The sequence below is a fragment of the Pseudomonas sp. WMBT8 genome (assembly GCF_050916005.1).
GTDB lineage: Bacteria > Pseudomonadota > Gammaproteobacteria > Pseudomonadales > Pseudomonadaceae > Aquipseudomonas.
The window spans coordinates 3,722,582-3,739,994 of sequence record NZ_CP188096.1 but is presented as its reverse complement, the minus strand read 5'-3'; the positions used below and the strand labels follow the sequence as shown (position 1 = coordinate 3,739,994).

At 62.1% G+C, this 17,413-nt stretch carries 16 protein-coding genes; 7 read left to right on the top strand and 9 right to left on the bottom strand.

Annotation, left to right across the window (positions count from 1 at the left end):
* Nucleotides 1–26: 26 nt before the first annotated feature.
* The 3 genes from ACO77H_RS17100 to ACO77H_RS17090 all read right to left on the bottom strand — a co-directional run bounded on the left by ACO77H_RS17100 (nt 27) and on the right by ACO77H_RS17090 (nt 3,665).
* Nucleotides 27–1,124, bottom strand: coding sequence for a carboxynorspermidine decarboxylase (locus tag ACO77H_RS17100; RefSeq protein ID WP_169957091.1), 1,098 nt, complete (start codon nt 1,122–1,124; stop codon nt 27–29).
* Nucleotides 1,125–1,235: 111 nt separating this feature from the next.
* A complete protein-coding gene (locus ACO77H_RS17095) occupies nt 1,236–2,324 on the bottom strand; it encodes a polyamine ABC transporter substrate-binding protein (protein ID WP_170058676.1) in 1,089 nt (362 codons plus the stop codon).
* Between the two features lie 39 nt (nt 2,325–2,363).
* Nucleotides 2,364–3,665: an NAD(P)/FAD-dependent oxidoreductase gene (locus ACO77H_RS17090; RefSeq protein ID WP_432754340.1), complete on the bottom strand. Its 1,302-nt coding sequence runs from the start codon at nt 3,663–3,665 to the stop codon at nt 2,364–2,366.
* A 126-nt stretch (nt 3,666–3,791) separates the two neighbouring features.
* On the opposite strand from ACO77H_RS17090, the gene ACO77H_RS17085 reads away from it, so the two are divergent.
* From ACO77H_RS17085 to metE, 3 genes are all read left to right on the top strand, one after another.
* Entirely contained in the window at nt 3,792–4,670 is an 879-nt protein-coding gene (locus tag ACO77H_RS17085; RefSeq protein ID WP_432754339.1) for a LysR substrate-binding domain-containing protein, read from the top strand.
* A gap of 80 nt (nt 4,671–4,750) precedes the next feature.
* On the top strand, nt 4,751–5,506 hold the full coding sequence (locus ACO77H_RS17080; protein ID WP_432754338.1) for a M12 family metallopeptidase: 756 nt from the start codon (nt 4,751–4,753) through the stop codon (nt 5,504–5,506).
* A gap of 121 nt (nt 5,507–5,627) precedes the next feature.
* Nucleotides 5,628–7,916: a 5-methyltetrahydropteroyltriglutamate--homocysteine S-methyltransferase gene (metE, locus tag ACO77H_RS17075; protein WP_170041025.1), complete on the top strand. Its 2,289-nt coding sequence runs from the start codon at nt 5,628–5,630 to the stop codon at nt 7,914–7,916.
* Between the two features lie 989 nt (nt 7,917–8,905).
* Here metE and ACO77H_RS17070 read toward each other — a convergent pair.
* Nucleotides 8,906–10,063 (bottom strand): DUF1624 domain-containing protein, encoded by a 1,158-nt coding sequence (locus tag ACO77H_RS17070; RefSeq protein WP_432754337.1) that lies wholly within the window; start codon nt 10,061–10,063, stop codon nt 8,906–8,908.
* Nucleotides 10,064–10,195: 132 nt separating this feature from the next.
* Here ACO77H_RS17070 and ACO77H_RS17065 point away from each other — a divergent pair, with 132 nt between their 5' ends.
* Together ACO77H_RS17065 and yfcF are read left to right on the top strand one after the other, a co-directional pair.
* Entirely contained in the window at nt 10,196–10,741 is a 546-nt protein-coding gene (locus ACO77H_RS17065) for a DUF924 family protein (RefSeq protein ID WP_432754336.1), read from the top strand.
* A gap of 124 nt (nt 10,742–10,865) precedes the next feature.
* Nucleotides 10,866–11,483 carry a glutathione transferase gene (yfcF, locus tag ACO77H_RS17060; protein ID WP_178123881.1) on the top strand — a complete coding sequence of 206 codons (618 nt, stop codon included), beginning with the start codon at nt 10,866–10,868 and terminating at the stop codon, nt 11,481–11,483.
* Here yfcF and ACO77H_RS17055 read toward each other — a convergent pair.
* Genes ACO77H_RS17055 through ACO77H_RS17045 form a run of 3 tightly spaced genes read right to left on the bottom strand, consistent with a single transcriptional unit; the run spans nt 11,458 to nt 13,272 of the window.
* Nucleotides 11,458–11,733 carry a hypothetical protein gene (locus ACO77H_RS17055; RefSeq protein WP_172311797.1) on the bottom strand — a complete coding sequence of 92 codons (276 nt, stop codon included), beginning with the start codon at nt 11,731–11,733 and terminating at the stop codon, nt 11,458–11,460. The genes yfcF and ACO77H_RS17055 overlap by 26 nt on opposite strands.
* Nucleotides 11,734–11,779: 46 nt before the next feature.
* On the bottom strand, nt 11,780–12,529 hold the full coding sequence (locus ACO77H_RS17050; protein ID WP_432754335.1) for a creatininase family protein: 750 nt from the start codon (nt 12,527–12,529) through the stop codon (nt 11,780–11,782).
* A gap of 44 nt (nt 12,530–12,573) precedes the next feature.
* Nucleotides 12,574–13,272: a murein L,D-transpeptidase catalytic domain family protein gene (locus ACO77H_RS17045; RefSeq protein WP_169957108.1), complete on the bottom strand. Its 699-nt coding sequence runs from the start codon at nt 13,270–13,272 to the stop codon at nt 12,574–12,576.
* Between the two features lie 37 nt (nt 13,273–13,309).
* Between ACO77H_RS17045 and ACO77H_RS17040 the strand changes: the two genes are divergently transcribed.
* Nucleotides 13,310–14,875, top strand: coding sequence for a L,D-transpeptidase family protein (locus ACO77H_RS17040; protein ID WP_432754334.1), 1,566 nt, complete (start codon nt 13,310–13,312; stop codon nt 14,873–14,875).
* A 141-nt stretch (nt 14,876–15,016) separates the two neighbouring features.
* Nucleotides 15,017–15,400 (top strand): type 1 fimbrial protein, encoded by a 384-nt coding sequence (locus tag ACO77H_RS17035; protein WP_170058682.1) that lies wholly within the window; start codon nt 15,017–15,019, stop codon nt 15,398–15,400.
* An 8-nt stretch (nt 15,401–15,408) separates the two neighbouring features.
* On the opposite strand, the gene ACO77H_RS17030 is transcribed toward ACO77H_RS17035, so the two are convergent.
* Together ACO77H_RS17030 and ACO77H_RS17025 are read right to left on the bottom strand one after the other, a co-directional pair.
* Nucleotides 15,409–16,578, bottom strand: coding sequence for an ATP-binding protein (locus ACO77H_RS17030; protein WP_432754333.1), 1,170 nt, complete (start codon nt 16,576–16,578; stop codon nt 15,409–15,411).
* Complete coding sequence (locus ACO77H_RS17025) at nt 16,568–17,383, bottom strand: alpha/beta fold hydrolase (protein WP_432754332.1); 816 nt, start codon at nt 17,381–17,383, stop codon at nt 16,568–16,570. Before ACO77H_RS17025 ends, ACO77H_RS17030 begins: the two co-directional genes overlap by 11 nt.
* Nucleotides 17,384–17,413: the final 30 nt, after the last annotated feature.

Below are 17,413 nucleotides of genomic sequence, written 5' to 3'. Positions count from 1 at the left end.
CTTTATCTCTCCTTTATCTGTCCGCTTTACGAAAGGCTGGACAGGTAGTCGTCGTAACCAAATTCACGAACCACTTCGACTGTACCGTCGAGTTGTTTCACTACGATGGACGGCATTTTCAGGCCGTTGAACCAGTTTTTCTTGACCATGGTGTAGCCTGCCGTGTCGATGAACGACAGTCGATCGCCGATGGCCAGCGGCTGATCAAATTGGTATTCGCCGAAGATGTCCCCGGCCAGGCACGACTTGCCGCACACCATGTAGGTGTGTTCGCCGGTGCTCGGCGCCAGCTTGGCGTTGAGGCGATAGATCAGCAGGTCCAGCAAATGGGCTTCGATGGAGCTGTCGACCACGGCGAGGTTTTTGCCGTTGTACAGGGTGTCGAGCACGGTCACTTCCAGGGAGGCGCTGTTGGTGATCGCCGCTTCGCCGGGTTCCAGGTACACCTGCACGTCGTACTTTTGCGAGAACGCCTTGAGGCGCTGGCAGAACGCGTCGATGGCGTAGCCTTCACCGGTAAAGTGGATGCCGCCGCCGAGGCTGACCCAGTTGACCTTGTGCAGCAGCGCGCCGAAGCGTTCTTCGATGGTGCCGAGCATCTTGTCGAACAGCTCGAAATCACCGTTCTCACAGTTGTTGTGGAACATGAAGCCGGAGATTTGCTCGATCACGCCTTCGATCTTCACTGGGTCCCACTCGCCCAGGCGGCTGAACGGGCGCGCCGGGTCGGCCAACAGGTAGTCGGAGCTGCTCACTTGCGGGTTGACGCGCAGGCCGCGAGTCTTGCCTTCGCTGCGCTCGGCAAAGCGCTGCAGTTGGCTGATGGAGTTGAAGATGATCTTGTCGCAGTTGTCGAGCATCTCCTCGATTTCATCGTCGGCCCAGGCCACGCTGTAGGCGTGGGCCTCGCCTTCGAACTTCTGGCGACCGAGCTTGAGCTCATACAGCGACGAGGACGTGGTGCCGTCCATGTATTCCTGCATCAGGTCGAACACCGACCAGGTGGCAAAGCACTTGAGCGCCAGCAGCGCCTTGGCGCCGGACTGCTCGCGCACGTAGGCGATCTTCTGCATGTTGACCAGAAGCTTCTGTTTGTCGATGAGGTAATACGGGGTTTTGATCATTTTTCAGAGCCTGCGGCGGAGCCTGCCAAAAAAGGACAGGCATTGTGCCCGCACTTGCTCAGGATCGAAAGGTTAGTCAGCGGAATTTGCAGGCTTTGGTCTGCGCGATACTCAGGTATTGGTCTTTAACTTGGTCCACAACCGTGTGGCCAGGCGGGCGATGGCCGGTGGCAGGTCTTCGACGGTGAACAGGCTGTCCAGCACAGCCCCGGAGGGGTAGATCGCCGGATCTTGCTTGACCTCGGGATCAACGAACGGGTCCGCCGCACGGTTGGGGTTGGCGTAGTGAATGTGGTTGCTGATGTTGGCAATCACCTTGGGCTCCAACAGGTAGTTCATGTAGGCATAGGCATTCACCTCATGGGGCGCGGCCTTGGGCATCACCACCATGTCGAGCCACAGGGTGGAGCCTTCCTTGGGGATCGAGTAGCCAATCTCGATGCCGTTCTTCGCCTCCCTGGCACTCGCTGCCGCCTGCACTACGTCGCCGTTGAAGCCGATGACCGCGCAGATATTACCGTTGGCCAAGTCGCTGATGTACTTGGAGGCATGGAAGTACTGCACGTAGGGCCGGATCTTCAGCAGCGCCTGCTCGGCCTTTTTGTAGTCCTCGGGGGCGTGGCTGTGGTGCGGCAGGCCCAGGTAGTTGAGGGTGATCGGCAGCACCTGCGTCGGGTTGTCGATAATCGCCACGCCACACGCGCTGAGCTTCCTGATGTTGTCTTCAGCAAAGAACAGGCTCCAGGAGCGGGTGACGTCGGTGGTGCCGAAGATCGCCTTGATCTTTGCGACGTTGTAGCCGATCCCCGCCGAACCCCACATATAGGGAAAGCCGTACTGATTGCCGGGGTCGTTGACTTCGAGCTTTTTCAGCAGCGCCGGATCGAGGTTGTGCCAGTTGGGCAGGCGGCTCTGGTCCAGCTTCTGGATGGCCCCGGCCTTGATCAGGCGCGAGAGGAAGTGGTTGGACGGGCTGACCACGTCATACCCGGTGTTGCCGGTCATCAGCTTGGACTCCAGGACCTCGTTGCTGTCATGGATGTCGTAGGTGGCCTGGATGCCGGTGGCCTGGGTGAAGGCGGGCAGGGTGTCGTCGGCGATGTAGCCGTTCCAGTTGGAGATGTTGACGGTTTCACCCGCCAGCGCGGCGGATGAACACAGCGCGAGCAAGGTGGCCATGGAGCGTTTGTGAATAAGCATGATCAAGCACCTGTGTGAAGGTTTGTTGTTCTTGTGTGATCAGATTTCGCTGCGCGCCCGTACGGCTTCCACGCGCATGCGCAGCAGGGCCCCGAGGTCGAACAGCGGGCGCGGCGGTAGCCAGCCGGGCTGGGCGCGCTGGATGACCGATTGCAGCAGCGGCGAGGTGTGCCCCGAGGCCCATTCCGCCAGCAGGCGCCCCCACAGGCTGCCCCGGGCCACGCCGGCACCGTTGCAGCCCGCGACCGCAAACAGGCCATCGCGCACCTTGGCGAAGTACGGCTGCCCGGAGCGCGTGGCGCTCAAGTGGCCAGTCCAGGAGTAGTGGATGTCTTGCTCGCCCAGCCACGGAAAGCGCCGTTGCAAACCCTGTACATGGTGCCGGCGGCGCTGCAGCAGTTCGCGGTTGGACAGGTCGCGGGTGCGGTATTCGGCGGTGTTGCGGATCATCACCCGGCGATCCGGAGTCAGGCGCACCGTAGCCCCCAGCGGGCGGGTGGAGAGCACGCCCCAGGGGTCGACTGTGCCCATCTGGCGGTACTCTTCGTCGGTGAGCGGGCGGGTCAGGCTGGCACTGAGCTCCATGGGGAAGCTGGCGCTGTGGTCCAGGCCAACCCGGGGAATAAAGGCGTTCAGGCACACCAGCACCTGGCGGGCCTCGACGCTGCCATTGACGGCGTTGGCGCGGATGGCGCCATGGGCCATGGGCTCCAGGCCTGTGACGGGGCTGTTCTCAAAGAGCGTTACGTTGGCGGGCAAGGCCTGCAGCAGGCCGCTGACGTACTTGGCCGGTTGCAGCAAGGCGTTGCCGTTGCCGCACCAGATCGCGGCCTGGTAGTGGGCGGTGCCGAGCGTGTGGCGCAGGGCTTCGCCTTGCACGAAATGGGCAGCGGCACCCGCCGCGTGCAAGGTCGCCAGCCTGGCTTCGACCTGCTCCAGTTTGTCGCGGTCGTGGACGGCAAAGTAATAGCCGCTGTCGCGAAAGTCGCAGTCGATGTGATGGGTGGCGACGCGCTTGCGCACTTCCTGGGTGGCGGCCTGGGAGATAGCGCAGTCCACCTCATACCCGGCGAACCCGCCACGCCCCATCAACTCGTCGGCGCCGGGATACTCATGGGCCACCACAAATCCTGAATTGCGTGCCGAGGCGCCCTGGGCCGCCCGTTGTCGATCCAGCAGCACAATGCGTGCCTGCGGATGCAGTTGCGCCAGGCTATGGGCGGCACACAAGCCGGTGATGCCGGCGCCGATCACCAGCCAGTCGGCTTGGTGCGTGCCACTTAAGGGCGCACGGGCGGGCAGGCTTTGGGTTTGGGCAATCCAGCCACAGCTATTTTCCACAGGGCACCTCGGTTGAATGCATCACCGGCATGGGTGAGTCGCGCAGGATTTATTGTCAGCTGGAATCTATAGGGGCTTGGGTGATACAACCAACGTTATAAAATCATTCATCTATTCGGAAAGCGCATGGATAACCGCCATCACCTGCCTTCGCTGCAAGCCCTGCAAGCCTTGGTCGAGGTTGCCGAGCGTGGCAGCTTCACTGCCGCGGCGGGGCGCTTGTGCCTGACCCAAAGTGCGGTCAGCCGCCAGATCCAGCAATTGGAAGGCCACTACGGTGTGCCGCTGCTGGTGCGCAACAGCCGCAACCTGCGGCTGACCCTTGAGGGCGAATGGGTACTCGACAGCGCGCGTAGCGTGCTGGCGCAGTTGCAGCGCCTGGAGGATCGGCTGTCGCCGCACCAGCGGCCGTTCCGGATCCGCATGCATGTGTCATTGGCGGTGCGCTGGCTGCTGCCCAAGTTGAGTGATTTCTACCGCAGCCACCCGGATATCTCACTGGCCATCGAGACCGTGGCCACCGAGGTGGTCGAACCGGCCAGCGACAGTGACGCCTACATCCTCTACCTGCCCAAGCCCACCCACGATGGGGATTGCCTGGTGCTGTTCGAGGAAGCGCTGGTGCCGGTCTGCGCCCCTGGGCTTGGGCCGTTGGCGTCGGCGCAGGACCTGGCGCGCTTTGCCTTGCTGCACCGCTCGGCCGACCGCCAGGACTGGGCCACCTGGCTGACGGCGCATGGCGGGCGGTCGCTGGCGGACTATCGCCATATTCCCTTCAACCTCGATGAACTGGCGCTGGATGCCGCTGCGCGCGGGCTTGGGGTGGCGATGACTGACCGCACACTGGCGGCCGAATCGGTGGAGCGCGGTGTGCTGGTAGTGCCCTTTGGCCAGGCCCTGGCCACGGGCGGGTGCTATGCGTTGTGCCTGCAACCGTCGGCCGCTGCCCATCCGGCGTTGGGGGTGGTGAGGCAGTGGTTTGGTAGCCAGGCACACAATTCGTAAACTCTTGTCATGGCCCCAGTGGAACCTACAGCGGCGCAATGCGACGCAATAGGAAATTACATCGCTGCGGGGATACAACGTTGACTGTCAATCTGAACGCTCACTTAACTGCCCATACACCGAACCCGTCGCTGCTTGATAGCGCCGAGGTCGCGGCACCATCCAGACCTAAGCGCGGGGTGGCGACAACTTCGGCGTTATGGCCACAACAGTCGGTCATAAAAATTTCCCTGCTGGGCATGACCCCCGAGCAAGAGGAGTTTACAAAAACCAACATCAATAAATGGGCACCCCACGTCAACCTGACTTTTGAGTTTACGGATGACTCCGACGGGGATATCCGGATTGCCGCAGACAATGATCTGTCGGGTGGCCATTCGTACTTGGGGATCCGATCGCTCAATGTACCGGCCTACAAGCCTACGACGGTCATTGGCTTCCAGGGAGGGCTCAATGCGTATAACGCCGGTACGATCCAGCATGAGTTCGGTCATGTTTTGGGGCTGCAACATGAACACCAGCACGAACACAATAATTTAGATATTAATTGGTCCGTAGTTAATAAAGCCTACATAGGTAAAGGTGGGGCGAAAGAGGTAAAGCACAACTTCAAGCCATTGGTTTCCAATGTGGTTTCGTCTGAGTACGATCGCAAATCCATCATGCATTATGGTTTTGCTTCATCCTGGCTCAATGATGGAAAAGCCATCAAGGACAACAACGAGCTATCTGAAGGCGACATCAACTTTGTCCGCTCGCTCTACCCACCTGTGGTCAAGAAAAAAACCGCCACGTCCAGTTGGTGGGACTATCGGCACCTGCACAGGGGTGCTTGAGAAGACCCGGGGTGTTTTGATCATGAGTAGATTTCGTGATTGCCTAGAATAAAATGAGTTTGTCTCACTATCGCGCGCTGCCGACAATGGCTCCCATACCAACACATTGGAGTTTATTGTCATGGCAGTCGCTCATTCCCTTGGATTTCCGCGCATTGGACGCGATCGTGAACTGAAAAAAGCGCAGGAAGCGTTTTGGAAGGGCGAACTGGACGAAGCCGGCCTGCGTGCGGTCGGCCGTGAGTTGCGCAAGACCCACTGGGATTTGCAGAAACAGGCTGGCATCGAGCTGTTGCCGGCGGGGGATTTTGCCTGGTACGACCAGGTGCTGACCCACTCGCTGATGTTCGGCGTGATCCCCGAGCGGTTCCGCCCGGCCGACGGCAAAGCCACGTTGCAGACCCTGTTCGGCATGGCCCGTGGCGTCAGCGACAGCTGCTGCGGCGGCGCCCACGCCCAGGAAATGACCAAGTGGTTCGACACCAACTACCACTACCTGGTGCCAGAATTGAGCGCTGACCAGCAGTTCCACCTGGGCTGGGATCAGTTGTTCGAAGAAGTCCAGGAAGCCCGCGACCTGGGGCACACCGTCAAGCCGGTGGTGATCGGGCCGTTGACTTACCTGTGGCTGGGCAAGGCCAAGGGCAGCGATTTCGACAAGCTTGACCTGCTCGACCGTCTGCTGCCGCTGTACGGCCAGATCTTCCAGCGCCTGGCGGACCTGGGCGTTGAATGGGTGCAGATCGACGAGCCGATCCTGGTACTGGATTTGCCCCAGGACTGGAAAAACGCGTTTGAGCGCGCCTACAACCTGATCCAGCGTGACCCCCTGAAAAAACTGGTGGCCACCTATTTTGGCGGCCTGGAAGAAAACCTCGGCCTGGCGGCCAACTTGCCGGTTGATGGCCTGCACATTGACCTGGTGCGTGCGCCGGAACAATACCCGACCATTCTCGACCGCCTGCCGGCCTATAAAGTGTTGTCGTTGGGGGTGGTCAATGGGCGCAACGTCTGGCGCTGCGACCTGGAAAATGCCCTGGCCACCTTGCAGCACGCCCATGAACGCCTGGGTGAGCGCTTGTGGGTTGCGCCGTCTTGCTCGCTGCTGCACAGCCCGGTGGATCTGGGGCGTGAAGACAAGCTCGACGCCGAATTGAAAAACTGGCTGGCTTTCGCCGTGCAAAAATGTGCAGAAGTGGCCGTGCTGACCCAGGCCATCAACCAGCCAGAAGCGGCGAAGGTGGTTGCGGCCCTGGCCGAAAGCCGTGCCGTGCAGGCCGCCCGGGCGGCCTCGCCGAGGATCCACAAGCCGGCGGTCCAGGCCCGTGTTGCGGCCATCACTGCCAAGGACAGCCAGCGCCAGTCGCTGTTTACCCAGCGCATCGCCAAGCAGCGCGCCGGCCTCGACCTGCCGCTATTGCCGACCACCACCATTGGCTCGTTCCCGCAGACCGCGTCGATCCGCCTGGCGCGCCAGTCGTTCAAGGCCGGCAAGTTGAGCGAAGCCGAATACGTCGAGGCCATGCACAGCGAGATCAAGCACGCCGTAGAAGTGCAGGAGAACCTTGGCCTGGACGTGCTGGTGCACGGTGAGGCCGAGCGTAACGACATGGTCGAGTACTTTGCCGAACAGTTGGATGGCTATGTGTTCACCCGCTTTGGCTGGGTGCAGAGCTATGGTTCGCGCTGCGTGAAACCTGCGGTGATCTTCGGCGACCTGAGCCGCCCGAAAGCCATGACGGTGGAGTGGATCCGCTACGCCCAAGGCCTGACCGACAAGGTCATGAAGGGCATGCTGACCGGCCCGGTGACCATGTTGATGTGGTCCTTCCCCCGCGAAGACGTGAGCCGCGAAGTGCAGGCCCGGCAACTGGCCCTGGCGATCCGCGATGAAGTGCTGGACCTGGAAGCGGCGGGCATCAAGATCGTGCAGATCGATGAAGCGGCCTTTCGCGAAGGCTTGCCCCTGCGCCGGGCCCAGTGGCAACACTACCTGGACTGGGCCACCGAAGCCTTCCGCCTGTGTGCCTGCGGCGTGCGTGACGAAACCCAGATCCATACCCATATGTGCTACAGCGAATTCAACGATGTGATCGAGTCCATCGCGGCGATGGATGCCGACGTGATCACCATCGAGACCTCGCGTTCGGATATGGAACTGCTGGACGCGTTCGAAGCCTTCGCCTACCCCAATGATATCGGCCCGGGCGTCTATGACATCCACTCGCCACGGGTGCCCGACGCCTCGGAAATGGCCAACCTGCTGCGCAAGGCCGCCCGGCGCATCCCGGCCGAACGGCTGTGGGTCAACCCCGACTGCGGCCTGAAGACCCGCGGCTGGCCGGAAACGGAAGCGGCGTTGATCCATATGGTGGCGGCCGCCCGGCAATTGCGGGCTGAACTGGCGTAACTGCTGCTGACACAAATCCCATGGTGGAAGCGGGCATATGTGGCGCGGCGCAGATTTTGTGCCCAGCCAATATCCCCTGTAGGAGCGGGCTTGCCCGCGATAGCGCCAGCCCAGTCAACATTTCTGACGGCTGATACACCGCCATCGCCGGCAAGCCAGCTCCCACCTTTGTTTTGTGCCCAGCCAACATCCCCTGTAGGAGCGGGCTTGCCCGCGATAGCGCCAGCCCAGCCAACATTGCTGGCGGCTGACACACCGCCATCGCCGGCAAGCCAGCTCCCACCTTTGTTTTGTGCCCAGCCAATATCCCCTGTAGGAGCGGGCTTGCCCGCGATAGCGCCAGCCCAGCCAACATTGCTGGCGGCTGACACACCGCCATCGCCGGCAAGCCAGCTCCCACCTTTGTTTTGTGCCCAGCCAATATCCCCTGTAGGAGCGGGCTTGCCCGCGATAGCGCCAGCCCAGCCAACATTGCTGACAGCTGATACACCGCCATCGCCAGCAAGCCAGCCCCCACCTTTGTTTTGTGCCCAGCCAATATCCCCTGTAGGAGCGGGCTTGCCCGCGATAGCGCCAGCCCAGCCAACATTGCTGACAGCTGATACACCGCCATCGCCAGCAAGCCAGCCCCCACCTTTGTTTTGTGCCCAGCCAATATCCCCTGTAGGCGCGGGCTTGCCCGCGATAGCGCCAGCCCAGCCAACATTGCTGACAGCTGATACACCGCCATCGCCGGCAAGCCAGCTCCCACCTTTGTTTTGTGCCCAGCCAATAACCCCTGTAGGAGCGGGCTTGCCCGCGATAGCGCCAGCCCAGCCAACATTGCTGACAGCTGATACACCGCCATCGCCGGCAAGCCAGCTCCCACCTTTGTTTTGTGCCCAGCCAATATCCCCTGTAGGAGCGGGCTTGCCCGCGATAGCGCCAGCCCAGTCAGCATTACTGGCGGCTGACACACCGCCATCGCCAGTAACCCCGCGCCCACGTGATCAGAGGTATTTAAGCCAGGCAATATCCCGCCGCCGGGCCTTCAGCCGGGCAAACCAGCGCACGGGCAGGTACAACGCCAGCGGCAGCAGCAACGCCACCAGCCACACCGCCCCCACGCTGTCGAACCCCAAATGCGTGCCCTGGTTCAAGCCAAACAGCGCCACGCCCAGCACGTACATCACCTTCAACACATACAAATGCAGCAAATAAAAGAACATCGGCGCCGCGCCGAACACCGACAGGGTGGCGATCCAGCGCCGTTGCCCGGCGCGTTCGAACGCCAGCAGCAACAGCAGCCCCACCCCCAATGTGAGCGCGAGGAATAGCAGGGAAGGCGGATATTTGGTGATGTTGAAGAAACTCATCAGCGTCTGCACGTGGCTGTCGTACACCTGCCAAGCCGCCTCACCGTAGCCATTGAGCGTGCGCAACGCCACAAAGCCCACCAGCGCGGCCACGCCTGTCAGTAACAGGTACCGCTGACGCCGCGCCGCTGCCATCGAGCCGGCAAACCACGGGCCGATGCCGTAACCCAGGGCGATCACCCCGATCCACGGCAACACCGGGTACGTCGTGCGCAGGCGCAGGGAGTCGCCGACCTCGATCCAGCTGCGCTCATGCAGGATCGTCCAGGGAACGTGCCACGCCGACCCCGCTGCGACATGCAGGCCATCGAGCAGGTTATGCCCGCCGATGATCAGCAGCGCCAGGCCGATCAGCAGCGGGCGCGGCAGCCACACCAGTGCGGCGAGGGCGATCATGCTCACGCCGATAGCCCAGATCACCTGCATGTAGATCACGCTGGGCGGCAGTTGGAAGGTCCAGGCGAAGTTCACCAGGGTAAATTCCAGCACCACCAGGAACAGCCCGCGCTTGAACAGAAACGCCGAGACATCGCCACGGCCCTGGTATTTCTCGCCGTACAGGAACGCCGACAAGCCTGTCAGTAACACAAACACCGGCGCGCACAAGTGGGCCAGGGTGCGGCTGAAAAACAGCGCAGGTTCCGTGCTGTCGATGTTCATCGGGTCGCTGACCTGGCGGTGCAGCAGGAACGTCTCGCGTACGTGGTCGAGCAACATGAACAGGATCACCAGGCCGCGCAGGGCGTCGATGGACAGCAGGCGTTGGCGTGAGCGAGGAACAGCGTCAGTCATGGGGCGAGGTCGTCAGCAGAAGAGGAGGGTGGTTATCTTATAACATTGGGCGGCAAGCGTGGATTTCCGAGTCGGAATCGGCTCATTCAGATGCTAGGGTAGGCCACAGACCTAACGACCCTGGAGTCACTTATGAGCGCCCCGATTGATTTCAAAACCGTCGTGCAATTCTGGACGGCGGCGGGCCCATCACGCTGGTTCAAGAAAGATCCACAGTTCGATGCCGAATTCGGTGCACGCTTCCATGAGGCCCACTTCCAGGCGGCCAGGGGTGAGCTGGAACACTGGCTGAGCGAAGCCGAAGGCGCGCTGGCGCTGCTGATCCTGCTCGATCAATACCCGCGCAATACCTTTCGCGGCACTGCTCATATGTTCGCTACCGATCCACTGGCCAGGGCCTACGCCGGGCGTATGGTCGACGCGGGACTGGACCGCCAGATCGACCCGGCATTGCGCGCGTTCTGCTATTTGCCCTTTGAGCATTCCGAGCGGCCCGAGGACCAGCAGCGCTCCCTGGCGCTGAACAAACAATTGGATGCCGACACCTATCACTGGGCCAAGGAGCATGCCGAGATCATCCAGCGATTCGGCCGCTTTCCCCATCGCAATGGGGCGTTGGGCCGGGTGACGACCGAGGAGGAGCAGGCGTTCCTTACGGGCGGTGGGTTTTCCGGCTAGGTGGTGGGAACCTGCCGTATTCCGTCGAGGAATGCCCCTATAAAAAGGCTGCATTGTATTTATCGCCACACATCTCGTAGCGTGGCTGCTCACCCAAGGAGATGCCGCCGTGACGAACCTGCCGATGCGCTTGTATGTCGATGCCCAGTTCACCAGCCCGTATGCGATGTCGGTGTTTGTAACCCTGCGGGAAAAAGGCCTGCCGTTTGAGGTGCGCACCCTCGACCTGGACGCGTTGGAGCAGCAGGCGCCGGTGTTTGCCGGGCTGTCCGTGACGCAGCGTGTGCCGACCCTGGAGCAGGGCGGGTTTGCGTTGTCCGAGTCGTCGGCGATTACCGAGTACCTGGAGGATGTATTTGCACAGGTGCCGGTGTATCCGAGGGAACCGCGCCAACGCGCGCGGGCGCGGCAGATCCAGGCGTGGTTGCGCAGTGACTTGCTGCCGATCCGCCAGGAGCGCTCCACGCTGGTGGTGTTTTGCGCGGTCAAATATGGCCCGTTATCAACCCAGGCCCAGGTGGCGGCCGACAAACTGATTGCGGCGGCGCAGCAGTGGTTGGCCGAGGGCGATGACTATCTGTTTGGCCAATGGTCGATTGCCGATGTGGACCTGGCCGTGATGCTCAACCGGCTGATCCTCAACGGCGACCCGGTGCCCGCGCGGCTGGTGGCGTATGCCCAGCGGCAGTGGCAGCGGCCATCGGTGCAGGCCTGGGTCAACCAGGCACGTCCGTCGTTGTAGCGCCCAGCGGCCACTCCTGCGCGACCCGGCGGTCGAGGTCTTCCCAGTCCTCCATGCCAAGCACCCGGGTGGTGTTCAGGCCGCGCAGGTAACCGCGTAGTTGCTGGGCGGCGGCGCAGGCTTGGTCGGTAGCGGCAGCGGGGTCCTGCAGGACGTTTTCGTACTCGACCAAATAGTCGGCGACGCGCTCGCGAAACTCCGGCAGCACGGCGTTGCGGATGCGATCAAAAGTCTTCTGGTGGGGTTTCATGAATAGGTCCTTCTTATAGATTTTATTGGTGTCTGTGTCGCAACCGTCAGTTTGGCATGGCTTCGCGGCTGAAAGCCTCGACCGCAGCTACTAGCCCCTTGGCAGCCAAGGCCACCAGTTCGCCGCCTTTCTCCGGGGTTGCCAGGGCCGGGTCGGAACCCATCCGGCCATCCGGGTGGCGGGTGCGGAAGTCCTGGGCCTCACGGATCGGGCCGGAGGGTGCAATCCTTGGCGAGTAGTCCGCCGTTTTGATCGAGTCGGGGTATGCCCACTGGGTAATCGCGATCTCGGAAGGGGTGGCATGGGTGCCATGCCCCGTCGGGAATTGCGCGCGCGCCAGTTCGCCAACGCCTTCCAGGTCCCACCAGTTGCACAGCTTCAAGGCGAAGCCGGCGGGGCGACGGGCGAAGCTGGCCTCGGCGTACAACTCGGAAAAGGCCGCTTCAATGGTGGCGATATTGCCGCCATGGCCATTGAGAAACAGGATCTTCTCAAAGCCATGGGCCGCCAGGGAACGGGTCCAGTCGCCAATCGCGGCGATAAACGTCGATGGGCGCAGGGAGATGGTGCCGGGGAACCCGAGGTGATGCTGGGCCATGCCGATATTGAAGGTCGGGCCGACCAGGATATCAGCGTCTTTTTGCGCCTGATGGGCAATGATTTCCGGGCACATCCAATCGGTGCCCAACAGGCCGGTGGGGCCATGTTGTTCGTTGGAACCGATGGGAATCACCACGGTACGGCTGCGGTCGAGAAATTGGCCAATCTCGATCCACGTTGACTGGTGCAAAAGCATTTGAGGTTCTCTCTCTGGTCAGGCTCGGCCCTCCAGATACTACCTCAACCGGCGCTGGCGATCTGGCGCGGCTTGCAATTGAGGTAGGCCGAGGATTTCAACCAGCGCTGGTCGGGATACCAGGAGAACATGAACTGCCCATCCTTGAGCTTGTCCACCACCTGGCGCGCCACTTGCGGGCGCACGGCGGGGCAGCCCTGGCTGCGGCCGATGCGGCCTTCACGCTTGCTCCACAGGGGGCTGACGTAGTCGGCGGCATGGATCACGATGGCGCGGTCCCGGGCCTGGTCATTGAAGCCGGGCTCCAGGCCGTCCATGCGCAACGAATAGCCGTGGGTGCCCTGGTAGCTTTCCTGGGTGCGGAACAGGCCCAGGCTGGATTGATGGCTGCCTTCGCTGTTGGAGAACTGGGTGGCGAAGTTTTCCCCGGACTTTTGCCCATGGGCCACCAGGTCGCGCAGCACCAGCTTTTTTTGCCGCAGATCGAAAATCCACAGGCGACGGGCGGTCGAAGGCTGCGAATAGTCAATCACGGCCAGGCGTTCGGAGCGTTCCTGGCCATTGTTGACAGCACACTGCATGGCGCTGAGGGCGCTTTTGAGGACTGCGGGATTGAGTTCTGGAGCCGAGCGCGCCAGGCTGCTATACAAGGTATGAGGTTTGGCATTCTCTGCGAAGGCACCCGTACAGAACGCGGCCAGGGCGACGGCGATCAGGCCGAGTCGGCAGTCAATATTGAGCATGTATATCGCATCCCCGCCGTAGATTGGAGCTAAGCCATTGTTCAAAAAACACGCATGTTACTTGAGCCTTTGCTTGCTCGTAGCACCATTGGTCGCCACGGCTGATGAAGTGCTGGTCGAGCCGTCAAACCCAGTACAGCTGGCACTTGGGCAGTTGTCGAGCGTTTGCCCCGGTTTGGCTGCGCAACTGGATGCACCCGCCGAGGCGCGGTTGCAGGCTTTTTACCAGCAACAAGGCAATGTCGCCCTCTGGCCGGAGGACGGACGCCGAAAGGCGTTGCAGGATCAATTGCTGTCGCTGGCCGACGACGGCCTCGACCCGGCGCACTACCGGCTGGCCGATGTGGCGGCCACCAGCAACGTATTGTGCAGCGACTTCGAAACCAGTCAGCACTACCTACAAGCCTTGCATGACCTGCACTATGGCCGTTTGCAGCAGGCCCATTACGAACCGCTGTGGCATTCCCAGCCGCCGAGCGAAGACCCGGCCGTCGCCGTGCTGGCCCTGGCCACTGCCGGGCTCACCGACATGCCAGCCGCCTTCGACCAGGCCAGGCCCAGCGCAAAGCTGTACCGCAGCCTGCGCACAGCCTACGCCACACAGCGCCTGCAACCCTTGGCGCAATGGGGTGTGATTGCCGACGGCCCATTGCTGCGTCCCGGCGGCGAAGACTCACGGGTGCCGGCCCTCGCCCGACGCCTGGCCAGTGGTGGCTACCTGGCGAGCGCGCCCAAGGGCAATCAATACGGCAATGAACTGGTGGAGGCGGTGAAGCGCTTCCAGGCCAGCCACTCGCTGCAAGCCGACGGGGTAATCGGCCCGGGCACGGTGGCCGAGCTCAACGTCAGCCCAGCGCTGCGCCGCGAGCAGTTGCGGGTCAATCTCGAACGCTTTCGCTGGCTGGCCCAGGACCTGGAGCCGGACGGCATCCTGGTCAACGTCGCAGCCGCGCAGTTGAGCGTCTACCAGGGCGGCGTGCCCGTGTGGCAGACCCGCTTGCAGGTAGGCCGCGCCGAGCGGCAGACGCCGTTGCTCAAGTCACGCATCACGCGCCTGACCCTCAACCCCACCTGGACGATCCCGCCGACCATCATGCGCGAGGACAAGTTGCCGGCAATTCGCCTGAACCCGGAGTACTTGCGCCAACAGAACCTCAAGGTGCTCGACAGTGAAGGCCGTGCGTTGTCGCCGGAGCAGGTGGACTGGTCGCACCCTGGCAACATCCTCCTGCGCCAGGACGCCGGCCCGCGCAACCCGCTGGGCAAGATCGTCATGCGCTTCCCCAACCCGTTCTCGGTGTACCTGCACGACACGCCCAGCCAGCCGCTGTTCAGCAAGGGACCACGGGCGTTCAGCTCGGGGTGTGTGCGGGTAGAGCAGCCGATGTTGCTGCGTGATTTGTTGGTGAACCCGGCGGAAAAGGCGCGGACCGAAGAGTTGCTGGCAACCGGGCTGACCCATGAGTTCCGCCTGGCGACGCCGGTGCCGGTGTTGCTGGGTTATTGGACAGTGCAGGTGGATAGCCAGGGCGCGTTGCTGTACGCGCCGGATATTTATGGCCGTGATGGCGTGCTGTTGAAGGCGTTGGGTGCTGTCCTGTAGGCGCTCCCACCTGAACGGGGATCTGTTCAATATGAGACCCCGTTGGCATCCTTGAAAAAATAACCATCAGGTAGTTCTTAAACCCTCAAGAAACTGACCAGACTTGCCGACGTGATGGGTATATACCCAGGAGCGTTCAATATGAGCAGTCAACGTTTGGCAGTCGGTATCAGCCTGTTTTTCGCGCTCGTCAGCGCCAGTGGTCAAGCAGCAACCACCGTGGCCCATGGCGTTATCCAGTTTCGCGGCAGTATCGTGGAGGCCACCTGCACCGCAGGGAGCGGGGCAGGGTCGACGTTGGCGCTGCGCGGTTGCCCGATGTTTGCACCCGGGGGCAACATCAGCGCCTCTGGCGTCGAGCCGGTGCGCACGGTCAGTGCGCTGGACCACTCAACCGTCAAGGTCAAGCTGGTGACCGAAACCAGCGGCGATGGTCGTTACTTCGATCGGCAATACAGCCTGAACGATGGGGCGGGCAAGCCGTTGCGCTCAGGGGCTTACCTGGTGACGCTGAATTACCCCTGACAGCACCTTCACAGGTGGGTCAGCGGCAAGCAAACGGTGAACGTGGTACCGCTGCCCACCTGTGAGCTGACGCCCACATCCCCACCATGGGCCTTGGCGATTTCCCGCACGATAAACAACCCCAGCCCCACGCTGCGTATGTCGCAGTCCTGGTCGGTGCCTCGGGTCATGGGCTCAAACAGCACCTGCATCAGCGCGTCGGCAATCACCGGCCCATGGTTGTGCACCGAGAGGCTGGCCCCGTCGTGGCCCAGTCGCGAGGTAATAGTGATCGGTTGTTGCAGGTCGCCATAGGCCACGCTGTTGGCCACCAGGTTGCCGATGATTTGCTGCACACGGTCGCCATCCAGGCAGGTATCGGCAGCGCCCACGGTGTGATGCACCAGGCACGCGCGGGGGAAGGCCACCCGCAGCTCATCCACTGCGCGCCGGGTCACGTCGTGCAGGTCCAGCGGGTTGGGGCTTACGCCGATGCCAACGCCGACCCGGGCCTGAGTGAAGTCCAACAGGTCGGCGATCATCCGCTGGGCGCGTTCCGATGACTGGCCGATATGGCCAATCAACTGGGTTTCCTTGGCGGTGCGCTCGCCCCGGGCGAGGAAGTCGGATGCCATCTTGATCGCGGTCAGCGGGTTTTTCAGGTCATGGCTGACGATGGCGACCATTTGCTCGGCAAACAGCGCCCGCCGCTGCGCCTTGATATAGGCCTGGTTGAGCTCGGCCTGGGCGTGCTGGAGGGCGGTTTCGGCAGCAGTCTTCTCCAGCAGCAGGGCTTCGGCCAACTTGCGGGCGTTGAGCAGCTCGCGTTCGTACTTGTCGCGGTCGGTGGTACCGAACAGCGCCAGTTCATGCTGCACACCGTTGGCGTATTCGCGCTTGATGGCGTTGAGCAAAATGGTCACGGTGTGGCCATCGCGATGGCGCAGGTCCAGTTTTACCTCGGTGATGCGGCCTTCCACCTGCATCAGCGGGGCAAGGTGGGTCTGGTGAAAAATCCGCCCGCCAATGGTCAGCAGGTCCTGGAAACGCCGGCCCTGCAGCTCGGTCGCCGGCATGCCCAGCCAGTCGCTGAAACACTGGTTTACCCGCAGCAGCGTGCCGTCTTCTGCGGTGACCGCCAGTGCACAGGCGGCACCGTCGAACAGCGCCTGGGGATCGGGCAACTGTTCACTCGCCATGGGCAACGGTCCATGGCAGCAGGAAGTGCTCCATCGCCGCCGCGCAGGCCGGTGCCGCGCTCATATGCGGGCAATGGCCCACATTGTCGATCAGGCGATAGGTGCTGTGGGGCAATACGCGGTGCAGGTACTCGCCCACGCAGACCGGGGCGATCAGGTCATCGCTCGATTGCAGGATCAATGTGGGGGTGGTGAGGCCGCCGATATCGGCGCGGTTGTCCGACAGGAACGTCACCCGCGCAAACTGCTTGGCAATCTCGGGCTCGGTGCGGCAAAAGCTGTTGGTCAGCTCTTCACTGAGTGCCGGTTGCCCCGGCGCGCCCATGATCACCGGGGCCATGGCGCTGGACCAACCCAGGTAGTTGCTGTCGAGGGTGTCGAGCAGCGACTGGATGTCTTCGGGCTTGAACCCGCCCACGTAGTCGTCGGTGTCGATATAGCAGGGCGAGGGGCCGATCATCACATGGGCGGCAATGCGCCCGGGCGCTGCGCGGTCGGCCAGGATGCCGATCATTGCGCTGACCGAATGGCCAACCAGAATCACCGGGCCACTGGCGAACGCATCGATAATCTCGTTCAGATCTGCGGCGTAACCGTCCAGGGCCGCATATTTTTCCTTGTGGTAGGCCGCCGGGTCAGACAGGCCGGCCCCTACCAGGTCATACACCACCACGCGAAAACGCTCGACGAAATGGGGCAGCAGGTAATTCCACATGGCTTGGTTGCAGCCAAAACCATGGGAAAACACCAGCGTCGAGGAACCATTGCCCATTATGTTGACGTTGTTGCGATGGCGAAGGTCCATGGGCGTGCTCGTAGTGGCGTGTTGCTATGA